A 21,461-nucleotide genomic window follows, 5' to 3' on the forward strand; every position below is an offset into this window, starting at 1 on the left:
GCCTTCTTCATGCGCGTCGCGATGGGCCTGGCGCTGAACGAGATCGACCGCGAAACGCGCGCGATCGAGTTCTACAACGTGCTGTCGACCTTCGACTTCATGTCGTCGACGCCGACGCTGTTCAACGCCGGCACGCGCCGCTCGCAGCTGTCGAGCTGCTACCTGACGACGGTCGCCGACGATCTGGACGGCATCTACGAGGCGCTGAAGGAAAACGCGCTGCTGTCCAAGTTCGCCGGCGGCCTGGGCAACGACTGGACCAACGTCCGCGCGCTGGGCTCGTACATCAAGGGCACCAACGGCAAGAGCCAAGGTGTGGTGCCATTCCTGAAAGTGGTCAACGACACGGCGGTTGCGGTCAACCAGGGCGGCAAGCGCAAGGGCGCCGTCTGCGCCTACCTGGAAACCTGGCACCTGGACATCGAAGAGTTCCTCGAGCTGCGCAAGAACACCGGCGACGATCGCCGCCGCACGCACGACATGAACACCGCGAACTGGATTCCGGATCTGTTCATGCGCCGCGTGATGGAAGGTGCCGACTGGACGCTGTTCTCGCCGTCGACCTGTCCGGACCTGCACGACAAGATCGGCACCGAGTTCGAAAAGGCCTACACGGCTTATGAAGCCAAGGTCGACCGCGGCGAAATCAAGCTGTTCAAGCGCATGCCGGCGAAGGACCTGTGGCGCAAGATGCTCTCGATGCTGTTCGAGACCGGCCACCCCTGGATCACCTTCAAGGACGCCTGCAACGTGCGCTCGCCGCAGCAGCATGTGGGCGTGGTGCACTCGAGCAACCTGTGCACCGAGATCACGCTGAACACCGGCCCGGACGAGATCGCGGTGTGCAACCTCGGCTCCGTCAACCTGGCCCAGCACCTGAAGGACGGCGCGGTCGACCACGCCAAGCTGAAAGCCACGGTGGCCACGGCGATGCGCATGCTCGACAACGTCATCGACATCAACTACTACGCGGTCAAGAAGGCGCGCGACTCGAACCTGCGCCATCGCCCGGTGGGCCTGGGTGTGATGGGCTTCCAGGACGCCCTCTATCAACTGCGCACGCCATATGCGAGCGAGGCCGCCGTCGAGTTTGCCGACCGCTCGATGGAAGCGGTCTGCTACTACGCCTACTGGGCCTCGACCGAGCTGGCCGCCGAGCGCGGCCGCTACTCGACCTACCGCGGCTCGCTGTGGGACCGTGGCATCCTGCCGATCGATTCGCTGGACCTGTTGGCCGAGCAACGCGGCGGTTATGTCGAGGTCGACCGCAGCACCAGCATGGACTGGGACGCGCTGCGCCAGCGCATCGCCACGCACGGCATGCGCAACAGTAACTGTGTGGCGATCGCGCCGACCGCGACGATCTCCAACATCATCGGCGTCGACGCGTCGATCGAGCCTTGCTTCGGCAACCTGTCGGTCAAGTCCAATCTGTCGGGCGAGTTCACGGTCGTCAATGAGTACCTGGTGCGCGACCTGAAGAAGCTCGGCCTGTGGGACAGCGTGATGGTGATGGACCTCAAGCACTACGACGGTTCGCTGCGCCGCATCGACCGCGTGCCGGAGGAACTGAAGGCGCTGTACGCGACCGCCTTCGAGGTCGAGACCCAGTGGTTGGTCGAAGCGGCAGCGCGCCGCCAGAAGTGGATCGACCAGGCCCAGTCGCTCAACATCTACATCGCCGGCGCGTCGGGCAAGAAGCTCGACGACACCTACAAGCTGGCGTGGCTGCGTGGCCTGAAGACCACCTACTACCTGCGCACGGTGGGTGCCACGCATGCCGAGAAATCGACCGTCGCCGCAGGTCAGATGAACTCGGTGCCGAGCAGTGGCGGCATGAGCGGCGCATCGAGCGCAGGCATGTCGGCGCTCGATGCAGTCGCTGCACAAGCGCAGGCAATGCTCGCTGCGCAACCGGCCACCGACATCAAGTTCTGCGGCGTCGATGACCCGACCTGCGAAGCCTGCCAGTGAGCTCCCGCTGAAGCCTCGACGTGAAGGCTTCGCATCACATCGAACACATGCGCACCATCACCATCGTGATGGCGCGCGTGTGTGATGCGAACGCGCTTGTTGATGTGCTGCATGCGATGCACAGCTGCAACAACGACACGGCTTCAATGTCAAGAAGTGCTTGGTGTTTGAACACAACACTCCGATAATCGCGACCCATAGGAAACATGCACATGCTGGTCTGGGAAGACGACCTCCGCGCCCCGCAGACACCTGCAAATCGCTTCACGCCCGAGCCCGCTTTCGAGCCTCGCGGCCTGCAGCCCGTGACCCCGTCACCTCTTCAAGTTGCTCCCGTGACCGCGACGACGTCGATGTCGTCGGCGGCAGGTGCGGTGAAGGCCATTGCATCCGATGCCGCGCGCCATGACCGCCGCGTCAACGTTGCCGACAAGCGCATCATCAACGGCCAGACCGACGTGAATCAGCTGGTGCCGTTCAAGTACAAGTGGGCTTGGGAAAAGTACCTCGCCACTTGCGCGAACCACTGGATGCCGCAAGAGGTCAACATGTCGCGCGACATCGCGACCTGGAAAGATCCGAATGGTTTGACCGAAGACGAGCGCCGCATCATCAAGCGCAACCTCGGCTTCTTCGTCACCGCCGATTCGCTGGCCGCGAACAACATCGTGCTGGGCACCTACCGCCACATCACGGCGCCCGAAGCTCGCCAATTCCTGCTGCGCCAGGCCTTTGAAGAGGCGATCCACACGCACGCGTACCAGTACATCGTCGAGTCGCTGGGGCTCGATGAGTCGGAGATCTTCAACGCGTACCACGAGGTCCAGTCGATCCGCGACAAGGACGAGTTCCTGATTCCGTTCATCGACGCGATCATGGACCCGCACTTCGTCACCGGCACGCCCGAGGCCGACCAGACGCTGCTGAAGAGCCTGATTGTTTTTGCCTGCCTGATGGAAGGGCTGTTCTTCTACGTTGGCTTCACGCAGATCCTCGCGCTGGGTCGCCAGAACAAGATGACCGGTGCGGCCGAGCAGTACCAGTACATCCTGCGCGACGAGTCGATGCACTGCAACTTCGGCATCGACCTGATCAACCAGATCAAACTCGAGAACCCGCACCTGTGGACGGCCGAGTTCAAGGCCGAGATCAAGGGCTTGTTCACGAAGGCCGTCGAGCTCGAGTACCGCTACGCCGAAGACACCATGCCGCGTGGCGTGCTGGGTCTGAATGCATCGATGTTCAAGGGCTACCTGCGCTACATCGCCAACCGGCGTGCGACGCAGATCGGCCTCGAGGCGCTCTTCCCGAACGAGGAAAACCCGTTCCCGTGGATGAGCGAAATGATCGACCTGAAGAAGGAACGCAACTTTTTTGAGACCCGCGTCATCGAGTACCAATCCGGTGGCGCATTGAGCTGGGACTGACAGCCTACGGCGCCATCGAAGCGCCGGAGCTTTCGTTTCAGCAGTGTGAGAGATCAAGATCCTCGGTTCGCCAGCTTTGCCACCACGAAGCGAAGCGGCGAGCCGACACCCCATTCATCGGATGGGGGCAGCCTGAAACGGCCTTTAGACCGTGACAGGAGCGGCCCACAGCGATGAATCGCCGAGCTGTATCTCGAGCAGCCCGGTGTTTTTTGCAACTTGATCAAGGAGATTGAAATGGCAACTGCGAAGAAGGCTGCGGCGAAGAAAGCCCCGGCGAAGAAGGCTGCACCGGCCAAGAAGGCTCCGGCGAAGAAGGCCGCTCCGGCCAAAAAGGCCGCCGCGAAGAAGCCGGTCGCCAAGAAGGCGGCGCCGGCCAAGAAGGCCGCAGCGAAGAAGCCGGTCGCCAAGAAGGCGGCACCGGCGAAGAAGGCGGCACCGGCGAAGAAGGCCGCAGTGAAGAAGGCCGCGGCGAAGAAGCCGGTCGCGAAGAAGGCTGCACCGAAGCCGGTCGCGAAGAAGGCTGCTGCGAAGAAGGCTGCACCGGCGAAGAAGGCCGCTGCTGCGAAGAAGCCGGCTGCCAAGAAGCCGGCGGCAAAGAAGGCGGCGGCCAAGAAGCCCGCTGCCCCCACTGCCCCTGCTGCCCCTGCGGCCCCTGCAGCAAAAACGGCGCTGAGCCCCGCGGCCGCTTGGCCGTTCCCGACGGGCAACAAGCCCTGAGCGATGTGGGGCGCCCTGGTGGCGCCCCGGCTTTGAACAAGCCCGGCTTCGGCCGGGCTTTTTCTTGGTGCGCCCGGCAGGGCGCACCCACCCGATCCGGCCGATCGCTCGTTCTGTTTCGTCTGACGCGTGCCCAAGCCACCCACTCGACACGATCACCCTGCGGCTACTGCAGCGGCTGGCACGGATGGCCCGCCCTGCCTGCGCGAGGTCTCGGTCGGCTTGTGCGTGCTGACGCTGGCTGTTCAGCCGAACGCGAGGAAGACCGAAGTTGTCGGTTTGCTCGAGGGGGCCTTGCGTCTCAAACTCGCTGCGCCGCCGATCGACGGGCAAGCGAATGTGGCCTTGACCGCCTGGTTGGCCAAAGAGCTGGGCTTGCCCAAACGCGCGGTACGCTTGCGCCGCGGCGCAGCGGCGCGCCACAAGCAGGTCGAGATCGATGCTCCGCTGGTGGTCGTGCGGGCTTGGTTGGAAATGCGGCTCGACGGCGCGACCGGATAGCGCGCCGCCGTTGCGGCGTCAGGCGACGCCGAGCGCGCTGCGGTCGACTTGGTGGTTCTGCCCACCGCGCTGAGCAATCTTCAATGCGCCGAGGTGGTTGCCGAGCCTGACGCAATCGGCCAGCGGCCAGCCGCGCTCCAGGCCGAACAGCAGCGCGCCGCGGAAAGCATCGCCGCAACCGGTCGGATCCAGCACCTCCGTCGCCACGATACCCGGCACGCGTTCGCATCGGCCCTGCACCCAGACGTCGCAGCCGTCCGGCCCGAGCGTGACGATCACGCCCTTCAGGTGCGAGCGCGACAGGCTCTCGAGCGATTCGCCGGTGCGTTCGCACAGCATCCGGCCTTCGTAGTCGTTGACCGCCACCCAGGTCGCTTGTGCGATGAAGTCCTTCAGCGCATCGCCATCGAACATCGGCAGGCCCTGGCCCGGATCGAACACGAACGGGATCTTGGCCGCGGCGAGGTCGCGGGCCCGACGCAGCATCGCGTCGCGGCCGTCCGGGCCGATGATCGCGATGCGGATGTCGTCGCGCTCGGGCAGGCCGATCAGGTGGGCCTGTTGCATCGCGCCGGGGTGGAAGGCGGTAATCTGGTTGTTGTCGGCGTCGGTGATGATCATCGCCTGCGCGGTGTAGGTGTCTTGCACCTGCAGCACCTGTTTCGTGTCGATGCCCAGGCGCTGCAGGCGATCGAGGTAGGCCTCGCCGTCATTGCCGACCGCGGCCACGACCACCGCTTCGCCACCCAGCGCGGCCAGCGTGTAGGCAATGTTGCCGGCGCAGCCGCCGAACTCTCGCCGCAGCGTCGGCACCAGGAACGACACATTCAGGATGTGGACCTGCTCGGGCATGATCTGCTCGGCAAAGCGCCCCGGGAAATTGGTGATGGTGTCGAAGGCAAGCGAGCCGCTGACGAGACAGGCCATGGTGTTGTACCGGTGAAATGAAAAAAGGGCGACGAGGCCGGCGCGGCGGACCCGGTCAGTGAGAACTCAGGGGTAGAAGACTTCGACCGTGTAGCCGGCGACTTGCAGTTCGCCGACGGCCAGCCGGGCGTCGATGCGCCACTGGGCGTCGGCCGCGATCGACTCGCTGCGCGCACCCAGCTCGGCCGGCAGCAACACCTTGCGTGAGACGATGCGGCCCAGCGCGTCGGTGAAGCTCACATCCAGGGCTGGCGCACGCACGGGGTATTCGGCGGTGTTGTGCAGGTCGGCGGTGAAGCGCAGCACCCGCTCCTGGTCGGTGCGGGTCAGGTCGCTGGCATCGAGCCGGATGCGTTCGATCGCGCGCGGTGCACCTATCTTGCACTGCAGCCAGTCGCAGCCGGCGTGCAGGGCCGGGGCCAGCGCCGGCACCTGGGCGGCCAACGGTTCACGGTAGTGGTAGCCAAACTGGGCAACGAGCAGTGCGGTCAAGGCCAGCGCGCCGGTACCCAGCACCACCCGCACGACGGGGCGGCGCCACAAAGCGGCACGTTCGGCCTGGCGAACAAACTGGGGTTTGCGTCTTTTGCGGTGGGCATGGCCGCTCTGGTGAGGCTGGGCATGCAGCCCTTCGGCATCGGCGCCATACGACCGCTTGGACTTGCTCTTTTTGCTCCGTCGCTCGCGCGTGGGCGTGCGGGCCCAATCGGGCATCGGGCCGATGAAGCGTGAAGGCGTGGGCGCTTCAGGCTCGTCTTCTTCGGGCGCGACATCGAACGCGGCCGCGGAGACGGTGTCGACTTCGTCGTTGAAAAAGTCCTGGCTGACTCTCGCTGCAGGGGGCGCGGGGCGGGCCGGCGAAGGCGTGGCAGGTGCGGCGAAAGAATCGACCCTCTCCGAGGCGGACGGGGCCGATGCCGTGCCCGTCGTTGCCGGCGGGATTCGAAGGTCGGCCGGTTCTTCGTCTTCCGGTGGCAGTGGCGGCGACAGCGAATGCCAGTCGTCCTCGGGCAATGGTTGGTCCGCGACGATGCCGCCCAGGCTGTCCCCGTCGTCGAGCACCGTGAAGGTGTCGATGTCGCTGAATGGGTCGTCCGGTGGAACGGTGGCCGGTGCCGTTGGCGCGAAGTCCGGCTGCTCGTCGACGACGCTCGCCGTCGCAGCTACCGCCACAGGCGGTGGTGGCGAGACGGCCGGTGGCGCGGGGGGCGGTGCGTAGCGGGCGTAATTCGGTGGCTCGGGCGGCGGCGGTGCAAAGGTCGCCTGCGGTGGGCTTGCCGCGCTGCCTGCTTCCACCGGCGTGCCCAGATCGAACAGTGTCTCCAGCGCATTGAAGACTTCTTGGCACTGGCCGCAGCGGACCCAGCCTTCGGACACGCGCAGCTGGTCCTGCAGCACACGGAACACCGTGCTGCAAGCGGGGCAACGTGTGGCCAGGCTCATGCGAGGAATGATGCCATGGGCTGGACACGCTTCAGCCCGCGAACGTGGGGTTCGCGCGATCGACGGCGACCCACGTCAGGACGAGCGGCCGGGCCCGCCCATCAGGATCCAGCCGTCTTCTTGGTCCAGCACCTGGATGTCGCACCAGGGCGCGTAGGCTTGGGTCAGCTCGTCCGCCTGCCGCTCCAGAATGCCGGCAAGCACCAAGTGGCCACCGGGCTTCAGATGGCCACACAACAATGGCGCCAGCAGCTTCAGCGGGGTGGCCAGGATGTTGGCCAGCACGATGTCGTACCGACCTTGCGCGAGGTCTGCCAAGCCGGCCTGCAGCACCACGCCGTTCGCACTGGCGTTGTAGCTTGTCGCCTCGACGGCGGCAGGGTCGATGTCGAGGGCGTCCACCGCGGCGGCACCGTGCAGCGCGGCACCGATGGCCAGGATGCCCGAGCCGCAGCCATAGTCCAGCACGCGGGTGCCGGCCGTCTCGGCGCTGTGCCGTGCGATCCAGCGCAGACACATGCGGGTGGTCGGGTGCGTGCCGGTGCCAAAGGCCAGGCCCGGGTCGAGGCGGATCACGTGCTCGGCCGCAGCCGGCGGCTCATGCCAGCTCGGCACGATCCAGAAGCTGGGGGTGATCTCGACCGGTGCGAATTGCGATTGGGTCAGCCGAACCCAGTCCTGCTCCTGCACCTGCTGCAGGCTTTGCACGGCCAGGCCTTGGGCCCAGTCCTGAGCCAGCAGCAGCGTCATCGCATCGGTGGCCGCGGCCTCGCTGTCGAACAGCGCCTTCAGCGTCGAGCGTTCCCAGCCCGGCTGCGGTGCCGGCATGCCGGGTTCGCCGAACAACGCGCGCTCGGCGTCGGTGTCGGCATCGGCGTCTTCAACCGACACCGACAGCGCCGACAGCTCGTCCATCAGTGCGTCGGACACCGGCTCCACCAGCGCCTGCGGCGCGCTCAGGCTCAACTCATACATGGGCACGTCAACCGCCTTCTTCAGCGCCGGTGCTCGGCCAGCCAGCCTTCCAGGTAGTGGATGCTGGTGCCGCCGGCGATGAAGTTGGCATCGACCATCAGCTCGCGGTGCAGCGGGATGTTGGTCTGGATGCCTTCGACCACCGTTTCCAGCAGCGCGGTGCGCATGCGCGCCAGCGCCTGCTCGCGGGTGTCGCCGTGGCAGATGATCTTGCCGATCATCGAGTCGTAGTTCGGCGGCACGAAGTAGTTGGTGTACGCATGCGAATCGACACGCACGCCCGGGCCACCCGGCGCGTGCCACATCGTGATGCGGCCTGGCGACGGGAAGAACTTGTACGGGTCTTCGGCGTTGATGCGGCACTCGATCGCGTGGCCGCGCATTTCGATCTGGCGCTGGGTGAACGGCAGCTTCTCGCCGGCCGCGACGCGGATCTGCATCTGCACGATGTCGATGCCGGTCACGAGCTCGGTCACCGGGTGCTCTACCTGCACGCGGGTGTTCATCTCGATGAAATAGAACTCGCCGTTCTCGTACAGGAACTCGAAGGTGCCGGCGCCGCGGTAGCCGATCTTCTTGCAGGCGGCGGCGCAACGCTCGCCCACCTTTTCGATCACGCGGCGCGGGATGCCCGGCGCGGGTGCTTCCTCGATGATCTTCTGGTGACGGCGCTGCATCGAGCAGTCGCGCTCGCCCAGCCAGACTGCGTTCTTGTGTTCGTCGGCCAGCACCTGGATCTCCACATGGCGCGGGTTCTCGAGGAACTTCTCCATGTAGACGGCCGAGTTGTTGAACGCGGCGCCCGCTTCGGCGCGGGTCGTCTGCACCGCGTGGATCAATGCGGCCTCGGTGTGCACGACGCGCATGCCACGGCCACCACCGCCGCCGGCGGCCTTGATGATCACCGGGTAGCCGACCGCGCGGGCGATCTTCGTGATCTCCTTCGGATCTTCCGGCAACGCGCCTTCCGATCCCGGCACGCACGGCACGCCGGACTTGATCATCGCCTGCTTGGCCGCCACCTTGTCGCCCATGGTGCGGATCGAGTCGGGCGTCGGGCCGATGAAGGTGAAGCCGCTTTGTTCGACCCGCTCGGCAAAGTCGGCGTTCTCGGACAGGAAGCCATAGCCCGGGTGGATGGCCTCGGCGTCGGTCACCTCGGCGGTCGAGATGATCGCCGGCATGTTGAGGTAGCTCTGGCCGGACGGTGCCGGGCCGATGCACACCGCTTCTTCGGCCAGCCGAACGTACTTGGCATCCCGGTCGGCTTCCGAATAGACGACGACCGCCTTGATGCCCATCTCACGACAGGCGCGCTGAATCCGAAGGGCGATTTCGCCTCGGTTGGCGATGAGAATTTTCTTGAACATGGTGCCTCGGCTCAACCGCCCTGGCGGGCTGCGCCCGCCGGGCAATTTGGTGATTCCTCACGTGCGCGGGCGCACATGAGGGCTCCCCCGCGCTGCGCGCGAACGCCTCGGTTGGCGATGAGAATTTTCTTGAACATGGGCCGTGACCGCTTACTCGATCACGAACAGCGGCTGGCCGAACTCGACCGCCTGGCCGTTCTGGGCCAACACCTGGGTGATCGTGCCGGCCTTGTCGGTTTCGATCTCGTTCATGATCTTCATCGCTTCGATGATGCAGACGGCATCGCCTTCCTTGACGACGGTGCCCACTTCGGCCAGCGGCTTGCCGCCAGGCGTCGACGACACGTAGAAGGTGCCGACCATCGGCGACTTGACGATGTAGCCGGCTGGCGTCGCCGGCGCGGCTTCGACCACCGGTGCCGCCACGGTCGTGGCCGCCACCGGAGCCATCACTGGCGCGGCGGCTTGCGGCGCCATCATCATCGGCGCCTGTCCGGCCATGACGGCCCCGCCCGACTTGACGATGCGAACCTTGCCGTCGGCCTCGGTGATTTCGAGTTCGGCGATGTTCGAGTCCGAGACCAGGTCGATCAGGGTCTTGAGCTTGCGAAGGTCCATGGGGTCAGTCTCCAGCAGAGGTTTCGTCGCGGGCGCGGGGTGGAGGCGGGCTGAATCGGGGGTCTGGCCCCGGCCCAGTGTGGCATGCGGCGATCCCGCGCCGTTCAGCGCTGATCGTCGGCGAATCACCACAGATTTCGCCCCAGCAGGTCAGGGCGCCCAACGCAGGTTGATTCGGCGCGCGAAGGTCAAGAACAGGCATTCCTGGCTTGCTGTGCAGCCCAAGGGGCCGCCTGCCGTTTTTCGAAGACGCGAACTTTACGCCTTTTGACCTCACTTAGAAGCAGCTAGGCTCAAAATAAAGTGGCGTCAACCTATTGACAGGCCTCGGGGCGGGTGGCAACCCTTTGTTACCGCGTTCGCGCGTCGCTCGCTCAGTGTTCAGCTTGCCCGGGCCCAGCCGGCCAGCTCGTCAAAGGTGGTTGACCCCAATTTGCGGCGGAGGGCCAGACCGTCCGCCCCCAATTGAACAGTGAACGGCAGACCACCGGCTGGATTTCCAAGGCGGCGGACCCAGCTCAGGCCCTCGGTGCCGGCGAGCACGATCGGAAAGCGCACCGGCGTCTGCTTCAGGAAAGCCTGGACCGGAGCGGCCTGATCGATCGCCACGCCCAGCACCTGCCAGCCTTGGCCGCCGAACCGATGCACGAACCGGTCCAACTCAGGCATTTCCTTCACGCAGGGCGGACACCAGGTCGCCCAGAAGTTGACCACCAACGGCCGTCCCCGCAGTGAGCGCAACGCCATGCTGGCGCCACTGGGCGTGGGCAGTTCCAGGGCCCAGAAGTCCTCCAGCGCGTCGCTGTCCGCAGGGCCGTTCGAAGAATGCCAGGCGCGCCAGCCCAGGCCGGCCGCGAGCGCCCCGGCGCCAGCCAATGCGAAGAGGCTGCGGCGGGCGACCGGTGTCATCGGGCATCTCCTTGCGCACCCTCTTGCAACCGTTGCCGCAGCGCAGCGGCGTCGCCCCGCCAGGTCTGTCCGCGCGCATCGGGCTTCAAAGCGCCACGCAGTTCGTCGTGGTCGTGAACAATAAAGTGAACGCTCACCGTTTCTCCCAGCTCGGGGCAACGGGCCTCGACGGAGAGCACGGTCTCTTCATCGCCCGGCTCGCTGTGGCTGTCGAAGGTGATGCCGCGGTTCAGGAATTCGATCTCGGCGGCTTTCGCGTCGTCGCAATACAGATCGATCAACACCGGCGACAACCGGGTGGCGGTGCCGCGCCAGACGGCGCCGCCCAGATGGGGGCGGAACTCGGTCAAACTGTCCATCCAGCGCAGGGCCAGTTGGCGCAGCGCCGCCAGTTCGACGGGTTGGCTGTCGGCATGGAAGAGGGCGATGTGCTCGCGCACGGCATCTTCCAATTGTTCATTCGGCGGCAACGTGGCGCCGCGGCCGGCCTGCGGTCCGATGTCGCGCAGCGCCCGGCGCTTGGCGGCGGCATAGTCGAGGCCTTCTTCGACCACCAGGCGGGCGGCGCGAGCGCAGAGTTCGGCGGTGAGGTCGTCGTTGGAGGGCATGCTGTGGATTGGCTCAGGGCAGATCGACGTCGCCCATGCGGGCCACGATGGTGCCTGCCCGGCCGCTGACATACGCTGAGCCGGGGTTTTTCTCGAAGCGTTTGGGCGCTGGCAACATCACCGCGAGGCGCGCGGCGGGGTAGGCGCCGAGTTGCGCCGCATCGACGCGAAAGTAGTGGCGCGCCGCCGCCTGGGCGCCAAAGACGCCTTCGCCCCATTCGACGCTGTTCAGATAGATCTCCAAGATGCGGCGCTTGTCGAGCACCGCCTCGAGCATGTACGCGAGGACGATCTCCTGGCCCTTGCGGGCGGCAGTGCGCTCGCCGGACAAGAACAGGTTCTTCGCCAGCTGCTGGGTGATCGTCGAACCGCCAATGACCTTGGCGGTGGCTCGCGGGGCCGGCTTGGCCACCGGCTTGCCGGCCTGGGCGCGCTTGGCTTCGCGCTTTTCCAGCTGTTCGTTGATGCGCTCGGCGCGGGCCTCGGCCTTCTGGTTCTTTTCGTACGCGGCCTCGATCGCGTCCCATTCGACGCCGCTGTGGTCATTGAAGCCGGCGTCTTCACTGGCGATCACCGCGCGCTTCAGGTGCGGCGAAATGCGGCCGTCGTCGACCCATTGCTGAGACCACAGCAGCTTGTGCTTCTCGGTCAGCAGGCGCCAGGCTTCGCTGCGCTGGAAGCTGGTCGACTCGGGGGCCATGACCGTCATCAACGCGATGCGGGCGACGAAGTAAAGCTGCAGTGCCATGCCGCACAGCACCATCAGCGTGAACAGCCGGCCCAGGGCCCGCAGCGCTGCGCTCATGGCTGCGTGGCCTCGCGCGCGAGTTGCTCACGCAGCATTGCCAGCACCGGTGCGGTGGCCGGCCGCACGCCGCGCCACAGCGCAAAGGCTTCGGCCGCCTGCTCGACCAGCATTCCCAGGCCATCACGTGTGCGCGCCCCATGCGCTTCAGCCCAGCGCAGAAAGCCGGCGGCGGCGGGGCCGTACATCAAGTCCACCACCAGCGTGCCGGGGCGCAACACGCTGGCCGGCACCGGGGCCGAGTCGCCGGCCAGGCTGCTGGCGCTGGCGTTGAGCACGATGTCGAAGCCCGCGCCCGCATCGGCCAGGCCGCTGGCCCGCAGCGCCACCTGGTGCCTGGTCGCGAGCGGCTGGTGCCCGCTGCACAAGGCCTGCGCGCGTTCGACGGTGCGGTTGGCGACCACCACCTCGGCGGGGGCCGCCTGCAGCAGTGGCCCGAGCACGCCGGCCGATGCGCCACCGGCACCGATCAGCAGCACGCGCTGGCCCGCGATGGGCTGCCCCGCGTTGCGTTCGATGTCGGTGAGCAGGCCAACGCCATCGGTGTTGTCAGCCCACCAGCCCCCGGCGTCGAAGCGGACCACGTTGGCGGCCTCGGCCAGCACGGCGCGTTCGGTGTGCCGAGGGCACAGCCGGAACGCATCGAACTTGAACGGCACCGTGACGTTGCAGCCCTTGCCCCCTTCGGCGGCGAAGGCGCGCAGCGTTTGCTCGAAACCATCCATCGGCACCAGCACCCGCTCGTAGCTCAGCCGCTGCCCGGTGGCGGCGGCAAAGGCTGCGTGGATCGCCGGCGAGCGGCTGTGCGCCACCGGGTTGCCGAGCACGGCGTAGCGGTCAAGAGCGGTCGACGACGAGGCCATGGTCGGTACGAGGAGCCGCGCAGGTCGCGTCAGCGCGGCGTGGCGTTGCTGAGCGTGGTTTCGAGTCCCTCGGTGCGCGTGAAGCGAAAGCGCGAGGTCACGACGATCTGGTCGGCTTGGCGGCGCATCGCGTCGGTGAACGGGCCAAACGGGCCCGCCGCATGGACGATGGCGACCGCGCGTCGGTTCAATTCGGCCGACTTGTCGGGTTTGACGACCTCGGCCTCGACGACGCGGCCGCGCGAGTCGATCGTCAGGTTCATCGTCAGCTCGCCGTACAGCTTCTGGCCCTTGTACTCGGGGAAGTTGCGTGTGCCGCGCTCTTCGATCCTGCGGCGCAAGCCGTCGTAGTACAGCGCATAGACCTCTTCGCGCGTCGACGGGCTGATGTAGCGCTTCTTCGGTCGCGCGTTCTCTTCGTTGATGCGCTTTTCGATCTCGGCCAGCATGCGCAGCAGCTGGCGCCGGCGCTCCTCGCGCTCGGCTTCATCGCGACTCTGGATCGGCCGCGCTGGGTCGGGCGGTGGCAGCAACGCCATCTCGCGCCGGATCTGGGCCAGCAGCTGTTGCTGCACGTCCTGCATCTGCTCGACCTGCTTGGTCGCGTCGGTTTCGGCGTCGCCGGTGATCGTGATCGCCGACGGCGGCAACGGCGAGGTCGCGCGGCCCTTCTCGGCCTCGCCGCCACCGGCCAGACTGGCCTGCGCGATGGCTTGGGCCTTCAGCGGCGCCTCGTCCGAGCGTGCATTGACGAGCACGACCTCGAGCGGCGTGTCTTCGAACACACGGTTGAAGGCCTCGGGATCGACGAAGCGCACGGTCAGCAACACGCCGTGCACGGCTGCCGAGGCGATCAGCGCCCAGTGCAACGCCGTCAGCGGCAGGGCCTTGAGCGAATCGAGCCAGCGCATCGGTCAGGTGGCGGCCGGCGCGGCGCCGGGCGCTTCGTCGTTGCCATCGGCGAGGTCGATCGCCAGCGTCAGCGCGCCAGCGGCGGCCTGCTCGGTCTCTTCGCCTTCACCTTCTTCGTCGGCCACGGCTTCTTCGGCCGCGCCGTCATCCAGGCGGGCGACCAGGCTGGCGTGCAGGTCCAGCGTCAGCAGGTCGATGCCGGTCACGCGCACCCGCACATGGGTGCCGCGCGGCAGGCTGTCGGTGCCGAGCGCCCGGAAGACCAGCGGCAGGTGGTCGCAGCGGACCAGTCCGTCTTTCATCACCGACGCGTCCAGCTCCGTCAGCCCTTGTTGCTCGACGTAGCGCAGCGCCCAGTAGCGCTCGATGCCGTTCTGGAAACCGTTGTAGGCCGAGTAGGCACCGTCGAAGCCGGAGATGATCGAGAACAGCGTCGCGTCCTTCGGCTTGAACGGCGCGGCCAGCGCGGCGGTGCGGCCGTGTCGGGCGCAGGCGATGATCTGCCACTGGTTGACCAGGTCGACATAACGCCGCAGCGGCGAGGTGGCCCAGGTGTACTGCGCCACGCCCATGCCGGCGTGCGGGGCCGGCTTCACGCCCATACGCACCTTCACGCCAGGCGCCAGGCTGGCCTGGCTGCGGTAGATGCCGGGCACGCCCAGCTCGCCCAGCCAACCGCCCCAGCGGCTGTTGGCCAGGATCATCGCTTCCGAGACGATCAGGTCCAGCGGCGCGCCGCGGCGGCGCTCGGTGATGCGCACAGTTTCGCTGCCATCGGGCTCGGTGCCGTCGTTGCCTTCGAGGCGGAAGTTGTAGTCCGGCCGGTTGAAGTTCTCCGGCTTGCCGCGCACGACCTCGCGCATGGCTTTCAGCGACTGCGCGAGGCGGAAGCAGAACGCCAGCTCGGTCGCAAACGGGTAATCGGCCGGCGCCTCGCCGGTCAGCGTGGCTTCGGTGATGTGTTCGTCCAGCTGGTCGTGGCGCAGGTTGGCGGCAATCGGCACCCGCTCCAGCCTGGTCTCGCTGCTCTTCACTTCGAGCGTGGCCTCGTCGATCGTGACGTACAGGCTGACGGCCGGGCAGTCGCGCCCTTCGATCAGCGTGTAGGCCTGCACTACCGAGTCCGGCAGCATCGTGATCTTGAAGCCCGGCATGTAAACGGTGGACAGGCGGTCGCGCGCGACCTTGTCCAAAGCCGAGTCGGGCGCAAACGCCAGCGCCGGCGCGGCGATGTGGATGCCGAAAGTGACGGTGCCGCTGCCCAGGCCCTGCACCGACAGCGCATCGTCGATCTCGGTGGTCTGTGAGTCGTCGATCGAGAAGGCCTGCACCGGCGCGAGCGGCAGCTCGTCGCGGATCGCGGGCGCCTCGAGCGCCGGGAAGCCGTAACCCTTCGGGAAGGTCTCGAACAGGAAGCGGCGCCAGTGGAACTGGTAGGGGCTGCTGATCGCGCCGGAGGCGGTCAACAGATCCAACGGGGCACGCTGGCTGCGCTTGGCGGCCTCGACGACGGCCTTGTACTCCGGCGCGTTCTTGTCGGGCTTGAACAGTATCTTGTAAAGCTGCTCGCGCACCGGGGCCGGGCATTGACCGGCGGTCAGTTCCTCGGCCCAGGCTTCTATCTGCGCGGCCTGCTGCTTCTTGCGCTCGATGGCGAGCAGGGCGGCCTTGACGATTTCTTCCGGCGCCTTCTTGAACAAGCCCTTGCCGGCACGGCGGAAATAGTGCGGCGCCTCGAACAGGCGGAACAATGCAGCGGCCTGAAGCTCAGGGCCGGCTTTCGCATCGAAATAGTCGCGCGCCAGTTCGGCAAATCCGAATTCGCCTTCGGGGGCGAATTCCCAGGCCAGGTCGAGGTCGATCTCTGGCGCGCGCGCATGCGCGGCCGCCAGCAATTCGGCCGGCTGCGGCTTGTCGAAGCGCAGCAGCACGTTGGCAGATTTGACCTTCACGCGTTTGCCCGAATCCAGCTCGACCTGCATCGAACTGTCGGCTTCGGACATCACACGGCCGGCGAGGAATTTGCCGGCGTCATCGAACAGGGCATACATCACGACGGCGATTGTCGCCGAGCGCGGGGGCCTTCCCGTGTCAATCAGTTGCAGTCGGGCTGGCTATCGCCGCTCGCCTTGCATGGCGCCGACCCAACCAAGGGCCTTGCGCGGATCCGGCTTCGCCGGTCCGCTGCAGGAGCCGCCTTGGGGTCCCGAGGGGGCAGCGACCGGAAGGGAGCGTGGGGGCTGCATTCCTAGACGGTCATGCCGCCCGACACCTCGAGCACCGCGCCATTGACATAGCTGGCCTCGTCGCTGGCCAGGAAGGCGTAGACGTTGGCGATCTCTTCGGGCCGGCCCAGGCGCTTGAGCGGCACCTGCTCGCGCATGTGGCCCAGCACCTTTTCGGGGATGGTGGCCAGGATCGGTGTCTCGATGAAGCCCGGTGCGACCGCGTTGACGCGCACGCCCTTGGGGCCCAGCTCGCGGCTCCAGGTCTTGGTGAAGCCGATCACGCCGAACTTGGCGGCGGCGTAGTTGGTCTGGCCGAAGTTGCCGTAGATGCCGACGACCGACGAGGCGTTGAGGATCACGCCCTGGCCCTGCTCGACCATCGTGTCGGCCACCGCCTGCGCGCAGTGGAAGACACCGCGCAGGTTGACGTCGATCACCGCGTCGAACTGCGCTTCGCTCATCTTTTGCAAGCGCGCGTCGCGGGTGATGCCGGCGTTGTTGACCAGCACGTCGATGCGGCCGTGGCGGGCCTTTACCGCGGCCACCATCGCATCGACCTGCTCGCGCTTGGTCACGTCGACCAGGTGGCCTTCGGCGCGGCCGCCGGCGGCCTGGCACTGCGCCACGGCGGCGTCGAGTGCCTCTTGCTTCAGGTCGCAGACCACGACGACCGCGCCTTCGCGGGCGAACTTCAGCGCGGTGGCCAGCCCAATGCCTTGGGCAGCGCCGGTGACGATGCAGATCTTGTCGGTCAGTCTCATGGGATCAGGTGAAGAAAGCGCAGCACGAACGGCAGCTGTTGATCGAAATCGCTCAAGGCATGATCGCTGTCTTCGAGCAGCAGCGTGTGCGCACCGGCGTGGCGGGTCGTCATCTCGCGCCAGTCCAGCAGTTCGTCGCCCTTGGCGATGACAGCGGCGTAGCGCTCGGGCCGGGTCAGCGCGGGCGGTGTCATCGCGCGCAGTTCGTCGACGTACTCGGCACGAAAGTAAAAGTGCTCTTCCGGCTTCTGCCAGGTGGTCTGTGCGCCGATGTGGTGCGCCAGATCGCGCGCCGGGTCGACGGCTGGGTTCAGCACCACAGCCGGGCAACCAATGCGTTCGGCCACCACGCCGGCGTAGAAGCCGCCGAGCGAGCTGCCCATTACCGCCATCGTGCCGTGCGGCCAGCCGGCAATGCCTTCAAACACCCTCTGCATCGCCTCGCGCGGCGACGGCGGCAACTGCGGGCACCAGAAGTGGATCTCGGGCCGGTGCTCGGCCAACCAGCGGCCGACCATCTGCGCCTTGGTCGACAGCGGCGACGAGCGAAACCCGTGCAGGTACAGGATGTGGGTCGGGATATGGGTCGGTATGGCCCCCATCACGCGGCTCAGCCTTTGGCCGCCAGTGCTGCCAGCAGCTTGTCGTGCACGCCGCCGAAGCCGCCGTTGCTCATGCACAGCACATGGTCGCCCGGCCTTGCCGCCTTGACGACAGCCTTGACCAAGGTGTCAATCGAGTCGCAGACCTGGGCCTGCTTGCCCATCGGTGCCAATGCTTCACGTGCGTCCCAGCCCAGGTTGCCCTGGTGGCAAAAGCTCAGGTCGGATTCTTCCAACGCCCACGGCAATTGGGCCTTCATCGTGCCGAGCTTCATCGTGTTCGAGCGGGGCTCGAAGACGGCCAGGATGCGGTCGACACCCACCTTGCGGCGCAGCCCGTTGACGGTCGTGCGCATCGCGGTCGGGTGATGGGCGAAGTCGTCGTAGACCTTCACGCCGCCGGCCTCGCCACGCAGCTCGAGCCGGCGCTTGACGTTCTCGAACCGTGCCAGCGACGCAGCGGCATGTTCTGGCGCGACGCCCACGTGATCGGCCGCCGCCACCGCGGCCAGCGCGTTGAGTTGGTTGTGTTCGCCCAGCAGCGGCCATTCGACGCGGGCCAACTTCATCGAACCACGCAGCAGGTCGAAGGCCTGCGGCTCGCCGCGCGCGCGCCAGGCGCCGGGCTCTTCCTTGCGTGCGCCGAAGCGCTGCACCTCGCTCCAGCAGCCGCGCTCCAGCACGCGCTGCAGCGCTTCGTCGCGGGCATTGACGACCAGGCGGCCGCTGGCCGGCACGGTGCGCACCAGGTGATGGAACTGGGTCTCGATCGCGGCCAGGTCCGCAAAGATGTCGGCGTGGTCGTACTCGAGGTTGTTCAGGATCGCGGTGCGCGGCCGGTAGTGCACGAACTTGCTGCGCTTGTCGAAGAACGCAGTGTCGTACTCGTCGGCCTCGATCACGAAGGGCGTGTCGGCGCCGGGCGTCGCATCGCCCAGCCGCGCCGAGACGCCGAAGTTCTGCGGCACGCCGCCGACCAGAAAGCCCGGCTCCAGCCCGGCCTGGTCGAGGATCCACGCCAACATCGCCGTCGTCGTCGTCTTGCCGTGCGTGCCGGCCACCGCCAGCACGTGGCGGCCCCGCAGGACGTTTTCCGCCAGCCACTGCGGGCCGCTGGTGTAGGCCGCGCCGGCGTCGAGCACGGCTTCCATCAGCGGGTTGCCGCGGGTGACGACGTTGCCGATCACGAACACGTCGGGCTTGAGCGCCAACTGGTCGGCGCCGTAGCCGTCGATCAGCTCGATGCCCAGCGCGCGCAGCTGGTCGCTCATCGGCGGGTAGACGTTGGCGTCGCACCCGGTCACGCGGTGGCCCGCCTCGCGTGCGAGCGCGGCCAAGCCTCCCATGAAGGTGCCGCAGATGCCCAGAATGTGAATGTGCATGGAAGACAAGGCGCTAGGCTGCGCCCGACGGCCAACGCGGCCGTCGGGCGGTCAAGAGGGTTCAGGCGGCGCGCAGTGCGTCACGCGCCGCTTGCACGGTGGCGGCGATGTCCTCAGCCGAGTGGGCGGCGCTGACGAAGCCGGCCTCGTACAGGGCCGGCGCGAGGTAGACGCCGCGGTCCAGCATCGCATGGAAGAAGCGGTTGAAGCGCTCCTTGTCGGTGGCCATCACCGCGTCGTAGTTCTGCGGCAGTGCGGCGCCAAAGAAGAAGCCGAACATGCCGCCTTCACAATCGGACGCGAACGGCACGCCGGCGTCGTCGGCGGCGGTTTGCAGGCCTTGCACCAGCGTGCGGGTCGACGCGGCCAGCGCTTCGTAGAAACCGGGCTTGGCGATCTCGCGCAGCGTGGCCAGGCCGCAGGCGGTGGCGACCGGGTTGCCCGACAGCGTGCCGGCCTGGTAGACCGGCCCCAGCGGCGCCAACTGCTGCATGATCTTGCGCGTGCTGCCGAAGGCCGCCAGCGGCATGCCGCCGCCGATGACCTTGCCGAATACGCTGATGTCGGGCTTGAAGCCGGGCAGGGCGCGTGCGTAGAGGCTTTGTGCGCTGCCGAGCGCGACGCGGAAGCCGGTCATCACCTCGTCGAACACCAACAATGCGCCGTGCTGGTCACACAGCTCGCGCATGCGCTTGACGAACGGCACGCTGGCGCGCACGAAGTTCATGTTGCCGGCGATCGGCTCGATCATCACGCAGGCCAGCTCGGCGCCATGGGTGGCGAACGCGGCTTCGAGCTGCTCGATGTCGTTGTAGCGCAGCACGAGGGTGTGCTGCACCACCTCGGGCGGCACGCCGGCGCTGGTCGGGTGGCCGAAAGTGGCCAGGCCCGAGCCGGCCTTGACCAGCAGTGCGTCGGCGTGGCCGTGGTAGCAGCCTTCGAACTTGATCAGCTTGGAGCGCCCGGTCGCGCCGCGCGCCAGCCGGATCGCGCTCATCGCGGCCTCGGTGCCCGAACTGACCAGGCGCACCTGCTCGATGCTCGGCACGTGGCGAATGATCTCTTCGGCCAGCTCGATTTCGCGCTCGGTCGGCGCGCCGAAGCTGAAGCCGTCGCGCGCGGCCTTCAGCACCGTGTCCAGCACGGCTGGGTGGCCGTGGCCGAGGATCATCGGGCCCCAAGAGCCTATGTAGTCGATGTATTTCTGGCCTTCGGCGTCCCACATGTAGGCGCCTTCGGCCCGGGCGATGAAGCGTGGCGTGCCGCCGACCGCACGGAAGGCGCGCACCGGTGAGTTGACGCCGCCGGGAATGCTGGCCTGGGCGCGTTCGAAGAGGACGGCGTTGCGGGACACCGGGGAATCAATGGACACGGCGCGAACCTCCGGGCGGCGTGGTGGGCTCGCTGGGGGACAGGTCGTCTTCGACGCCGGTGCCTTCTTCGGCCGCTTCGGGGTTTTCGGCGTCTTCAGGCGGCATGGCCCAGAAGAAGCGGTCCGGGATGATGTTGCCCATCCCAGGGCGGAAGCCTGCGTCCAGGCTCTGGTCGAGGAATTGCAGCGATTCGCCCACGGCTGCCTGCAATTCACCGCCGACGGCCAGCAGCGAAGCCAGCGCGGCGGACAAGGTGTCGCCGGCGCCAACGAAGCTGACCTCGAACAGCTCGAATTTCTCGCCGGTCAGTGCGCCCTGGGCCGAGGCCAGCACGTTGTCGATGAACTGGCTCGCGGCGCCCTTGGCCGGAAGCATCACGCCGGTCACCAGTACGTAACGGGTGCCGTGCTCGGCGGCGGCCACGGCCAACTCGCGCGGCGAGGCCGGGCGGTCGGAGTCCCATTCGGGAAGCAGAAAGTCCGTCAGGGTCTTGTGGTTGCCGACCAGCACTTCGGTGGCCGGCAGGATCAGCTCGCGGAACGCATCGAGATAGCTTTGCGACTCGTCGTCCGACAGCCAGGCCAGCGCCGGCAGGTACGACACCAGCGGCGCCTCGGCGTAGTCGGACAGGATCTCCGCCACTGCCGACACGTTTTCGGCCGAGCCGAGAAATCCGACCTTGAAGCCGGCAAGGGTCACGTCTTCCAATACGTAACGGGCTTGTTCGACGATCGCATCGCCGTCGATCACGTGCTGGTCGAAGATTTCGGCGGTGTCGCGCATCAGGATGCTGGTCACCACCGGCAGGGCGTGGGCGCCCATCGCGGCGATGGTGGCCACGTCGCCGCCCAGGCCGCCGGCGCCGCTGGGGTCGCTCGCGTTGAAGCTCATCACGCAAGCGGGTGCGGGGGCTTCTTGTTCGGGCTCGGCAGGGCCGGTGTCCAGGTCGCTTTGGGGTGTGGTGGTCATCGGTCAGGAGCCTGCTCGCCGAGTATTGCGACACGTGTTGTGCGCACTTGTGGCGAGAAGTTCAGAAAAGGGTGAGCTTTGTGGCGTATGTGCC

General features: G+C 67.0%; 20 protein-coding genes. 4 read left to right on the top strand and 16 right to left on the bottom strand.

Going from position 1 to position 21,461, the window contains the following annotated elements; all coding sequences use genetic code 11:
• From VFY73_RS21735 to VFY73_RS21750, 4 genes are all read left to right on the top strand, one after another.
• The coding region (locus VFY73_RS21735; protein WP_329722694.1) for a ribonucleoside-diphosphate reductase subunit alpha at nucleotides 1-1,974 on the top strand (1,974 nt) is incomplete at its 5' end.
• 212 nt (nucleotides 1,975-2,186) lie between these two features.
• Complete coding sequence (locus VFY73_RS21740; RefSeq protein WP_329722955.1) at nucleotides 2,187-3,401, top strand: ribonucleotide-diphosphate reductase subunit beta; 1,215 nt, start codon at nucleotides 2,187-2,189, stop codon at nucleotides 3,399-3,401.
• A gap of 237 nt (nucleotides 3,402-3,638) precedes the next feature.
• Complete coding sequence (locus VFY73_RS21745) at nucleotides 3,639-4,121, top strand: histone H1-like DNA-binding protein (RefSeq protein ID WP_329722696.1); 483 nt, start codon at nucleotides 3,639-3,641, stop codon at nucleotides 4,119-4,121.
• Nucleotides 4,122-4,349: 228 nt separating this feature from the next.
• Nucleotides 4,350-4,622, top strand: a complete 273-nt coding sequence (locus tag VFY73_RS21750; RefSeq protein WP_329722698.1) for a DUF167 domain-containing protein — start codon at nucleotides 4,350-4,352, stop codon at nucleotides 4,620-4,622.
• Between the two features lie 18 nt (nucleotides 4,623-4,640).
• On the opposite strand, the gene VFY73_RS21755 is transcribed toward VFY73_RS21750, so the two are convergent.
• From VFY73_RS21755 to thiD, 16 genes are all read right to left on the bottom strand, one after another.
• Nucleotides 4,641-5,549: a carbohydrate kinase family protein gene (locus tag VFY73_RS21755; RefSeq protein WP_329722700.1), complete on the bottom strand. Its 909-nt coding sequence runs from the start codon at nucleotides 5,547-5,549 to the stop codon at nucleotides 4,641-4,643.
• A gap of 66 nt (nucleotides 5,550-5,615) precedes the next feature.
• Complete coding sequence (locus VFY73_RS21760) at nucleotides 5,616-6,992, bottom strand: zinc-ribbon and DUF3426 domain-containing protein (RefSeq protein ID WP_329722702.1); 1,377 nt, start codon at nucleotides 6,990-6,992, stop codon at nucleotides 5,616-5,618.
• A 75-nt stretch (nucleotides 6,993-7,067) separates the two neighbouring features.
• A complete protein-coding gene (gene prmA, locus VFY73_RS21765) occupies nucleotides 7,068-7,967 on the bottom strand; it encodes a 50S ribosomal protein L11 methyltransferase (RefSeq protein WP_329722957.1) in 900 nt (299 codons plus the stop codon).
• A 20-nt stretch (nucleotides 7,968-7,987) separates the two neighbouring features.
• Nucleotides 7,988-9,337: an acetyl-CoA carboxylase biotin carboxylase subunit gene (gene accC, locus VFY73_RS21770; RefSeq protein ID WP_329722704.1), complete on the bottom strand. Its 1,350-nt coding sequence runs from the start codon at nucleotides 9,335-9,337 to the stop codon at nucleotides 7,988-7,990.
• A gap of 150 nt (nucleotides 9,338-9,487) precedes the next feature.
• Nucleotides 9,488-9,955 carry an acetyl-CoA carboxylase biotin carboxyl carrier protein gene (gene accB, locus VFY73_RS21775; protein WP_329722706.1) on the bottom strand — a complete coding sequence of 156 codons (468 nt, stop codon included), beginning with the start codon at nucleotides 9,953-9,955 and terminating at the stop codon, nucleotides 9,488-9,490.
• A gap of 381 nt (nucleotides 9,956-10,336) precedes the next feature.
• Complete coding sequence (locus VFY73_RS21780) at nucleotides 10,337-10,864, bottom strand: TlpA disulfide reductase family protein (protein WP_329722708.1); 528 nt, start codon at nucleotides 10,862-10,864, stop codon at nucleotides 10,337-10,339.
• The gene (locus VFY73_RS21785; protein WP_329722710.1) at nucleotides 10,861-11,472 is read right to left on the bottom strand and encodes a hypothetical protein; all 612 of its coding nucleotides are present in this window, start codon (nucleotides 11,470-11,472) and stop codon (nucleotides 10,861-10,863) included. Before VFY73_RS21785 ends, VFY73_RS21780 begins: the two co-directional genes overlap by 4 nt.
• A 13-nt stretch (nucleotides 11,473-11,485) precedes the next feature.
• Nucleotides 11,486-12,277 (bottom strand): transglycosylase domain-containing protein, encoded by a 792-nt coding sequence (locus tag VFY73_RS21790; protein ID WP_329722712.1) that lies wholly within the window; start codon nucleotides 12,275-12,277, stop codon nucleotides 11,486-11,488.
• Nucleotides 12,274-13,140: a shikimate dehydrogenase gene (gene aroE, locus VFY73_RS21795; protein ID WP_329722714.1), complete on the bottom strand. Its 867-nt coding sequence runs from the start codon at nucleotides 13,138-13,140 to the stop codon at nucleotides 12,274-12,276. Before aroE ends, VFY73_RS21790 begins: the two co-directional genes overlap by 4 nt.
• Before the next feature lie 29 nt (nucleotides 13,141-13,169).
• A complete protein-coding gene (locus VFY73_RS21800; RefSeq protein ID WP_329722716.1) occupies nucleotides 13,170-14,051 on the bottom strand; it encodes a TonB family protein in 882 nt (293 codons plus the stop codon).
• Between the two features lie 3 nt (nucleotides 14,052-14,054).
• Complete coding sequence (locus tag VFY73_RS21805; RefSeq protein ID WP_329722959.1) at nucleotides 14,055-16,103, bottom strand: ribonuclease catalytic domain-containing protein; 2,049 nt, start codon at nucleotides 16,101-16,103, stop codon at nucleotides 14,055-14,057.
• 197 nt (nucleotides 16,104-16,300) lie between these two features.
• Nucleotides 16,301-17,041 (bottom strand): 3-oxoacyl-ACP reductase FabG, encoded by a 741-nt coding sequence (gene fabG, locus VFY73_RS21810; RefSeq protein ID WP_329722718.1) that lies wholly within the window; start codon nucleotides 17,039-17,041, stop codon nucleotides 16,301-16,303.
• Nucleotides 17,038-17,643 carry a YqiA/YcfP family alpha/beta fold hydrolase gene (locus VFY73_RS21815; protein ID WP_329722720.1) on the bottom strand — a complete coding sequence of 202 codons (606 nt, stop codon included), beginning with the start codon at nucleotides 17,641-17,643 and terminating at the stop codon, nucleotides 17,038-17,040. The genes fabG and VFY73_RS21815 overlap by 4 nt, the downstream gene beginning before the upstream one ends.
• A gap of 8 nt (nucleotides 17,644-17,651) precedes the next feature.
• Nucleotides 17,652-19,025, bottom strand: coding sequence for a UDP-N-acetylmuramate:L-alanyl-gamma-D-glutamyl-meso-diaminopimelate ligase (gene mpl / locus VFY73_RS21820; RefSeq protein WP_329722722.1), 1,374 nt, complete (start codon nucleotides 19,023-19,025; stop codon nucleotides 17,652-17,654).
• A 61-nt stretch (nucleotides 19,026-19,086) separates the two neighbouring features.
• Nucleotides 19,087-20,391 (bottom strand): glutamate-1-semialdehyde 2,1-aminomutase, encoded by a 1,305-nt coding sequence (hemL, locus tag VFY73_RS21825; RefSeq protein WP_329722961.1) that lies wholly within the window; start codon nucleotides 20,389-20,391, stop codon nucleotides 19,087-19,089.
• Entirely contained in the window at nucleotides 20,387-21,367 is a 981-nt protein-coding gene (gene thiD, locus VFY73_RS21830) for a bifunctional hydroxymethylpyrimidine kinase/phosphomethylpyrimidine kinase (protein ID WP_329722724.1), read from the bottom strand. The genes hemL and thiD overlap by 5 nt, the downstream gene beginning before the upstream one ends.
• Nucleotides 21,368-21,461: the final 94 nt, after the last annotated feature.

Source organism: Ideonella sp., from assembly GCF_036277275.1.
In the GTDB taxonomy this organism is placed as follows: domain Bacteria; phylum Pseudomonadota; class Gammaproteobacteria; order Burkholderiales; family Burkholderiaceae_C; genus Ideonella.

Coding starts and splice junctions, on each gene's coding strand:
- VFY73_RS21740 (WP_329722955.1), top strand. CDS start 2,187: ATGCTGGTCTGGGAAGACGACCTCCGCGCCCCGCAGACACCTGCAAAT.
- VFY73_RS21745 (WP_329722696.1), top strand. CDS start 3,639: ATGGCAACTGCGAAGAAGGCTGCGGCGAAGAAAGCCCCGGCGAAGAAG.
- VFY73_RS21755 (WP_329722700.1), bottom strand. CDS start 5,549: ATGGCCTGTCTCGTCAGCGGCTCGCTTGCCTTCGACACCATCACCAAT.
- VFY73_RS21760 (WP_329722702.1), bottom strand. CDS start 6,992: ATGAGCCTGGCCACACGTTGCCCCGCTTGCAGCACGGTGTTCCGTGTG.
- prmA (WP_329722957.1), bottom strand. CDS start 7,967: ATGTATGAGTTGAGCCTGAGCGCGCCGCAGGCGCTGGTGGAGCCGGTG.
- accC (WP_329722704.1), bottom strand. CDS start 9,337: ATGTTCAAGAAAATTCTCATCGCCAACCGAGGCGAAATCGCCCTTCGG.
- accB (WP_329722706.1), bottom strand. CDS start 9,955: ATGGACCTTCGCAAGCTCAAGACCCTGATCGACCTGGTCTCGGACTCG.
- VFY73_RS21780 (WP_329722708.1), bottom strand. CDS start 10,864: ATGACACCGGTCGCCCGCCGCAGCCTCTTCGCATTGGCTGGCGCCGGG.
- VFY73_RS21785 (WP_329722710.1), bottom strand. CDS start 11,472: ATGCCCTCCAACGACGACCTCACCGCCGAACTCTGCGCTCGCGCCGCC.
- VFY73_RS21790 (WP_329722712.1), bottom strand. CDS start 12,277: ATGAGCGCAGCGCTGCGGGCCCTGGGCCGGCTGTTCACGCTGATGGTG.
- aroE (WP_329722714.1), bottom strand. CDS start 13,140: ATGGCCTCGTCGTCGACCGCTCTTGACCGCTACGCCGTGCTCGGCAAC.
- VFY73_RS21800 (WP_329722716.1), bottom strand. CDS start 14,051: ATGCGCTGGCTCGATTCGCTCAAGGCCCTGCCGCTGACGGCGTTGCAC.
- VFY73_RS21805 (WP_329722959.1), bottom strand. CDS start 16,103: ATGTATGCCCTGTTCGATGACGCCGGCAAATTCCTCGCCGGCCGTGTG.
- fabG (WP_329722718.1), bottom strand. CDS start 17,041: ATGAGACTGACCGACAAGATCTGCATCGTCACCGGCGCTGCCCAAGGC.
- VFY73_RS21815 (WP_329722720.1), bottom strand. CDS start 17,643: ATGGGGGCCATACCGACCCATATCCCGACCCACATCCTGTACCTGCAC.
- mpl (WP_329722722.1), bottom strand. CDS start 19,025: ATGCACATTCACATTCTGGGCATCTGCGGCACCTTCATGGGAGGCTTG.
- thiD (WP_329722724.1), bottom strand. CDS start 21,367: ATGACCACCACACCCCAAAGCGACCTGGACACCGGCCCTGCCGAGCCC.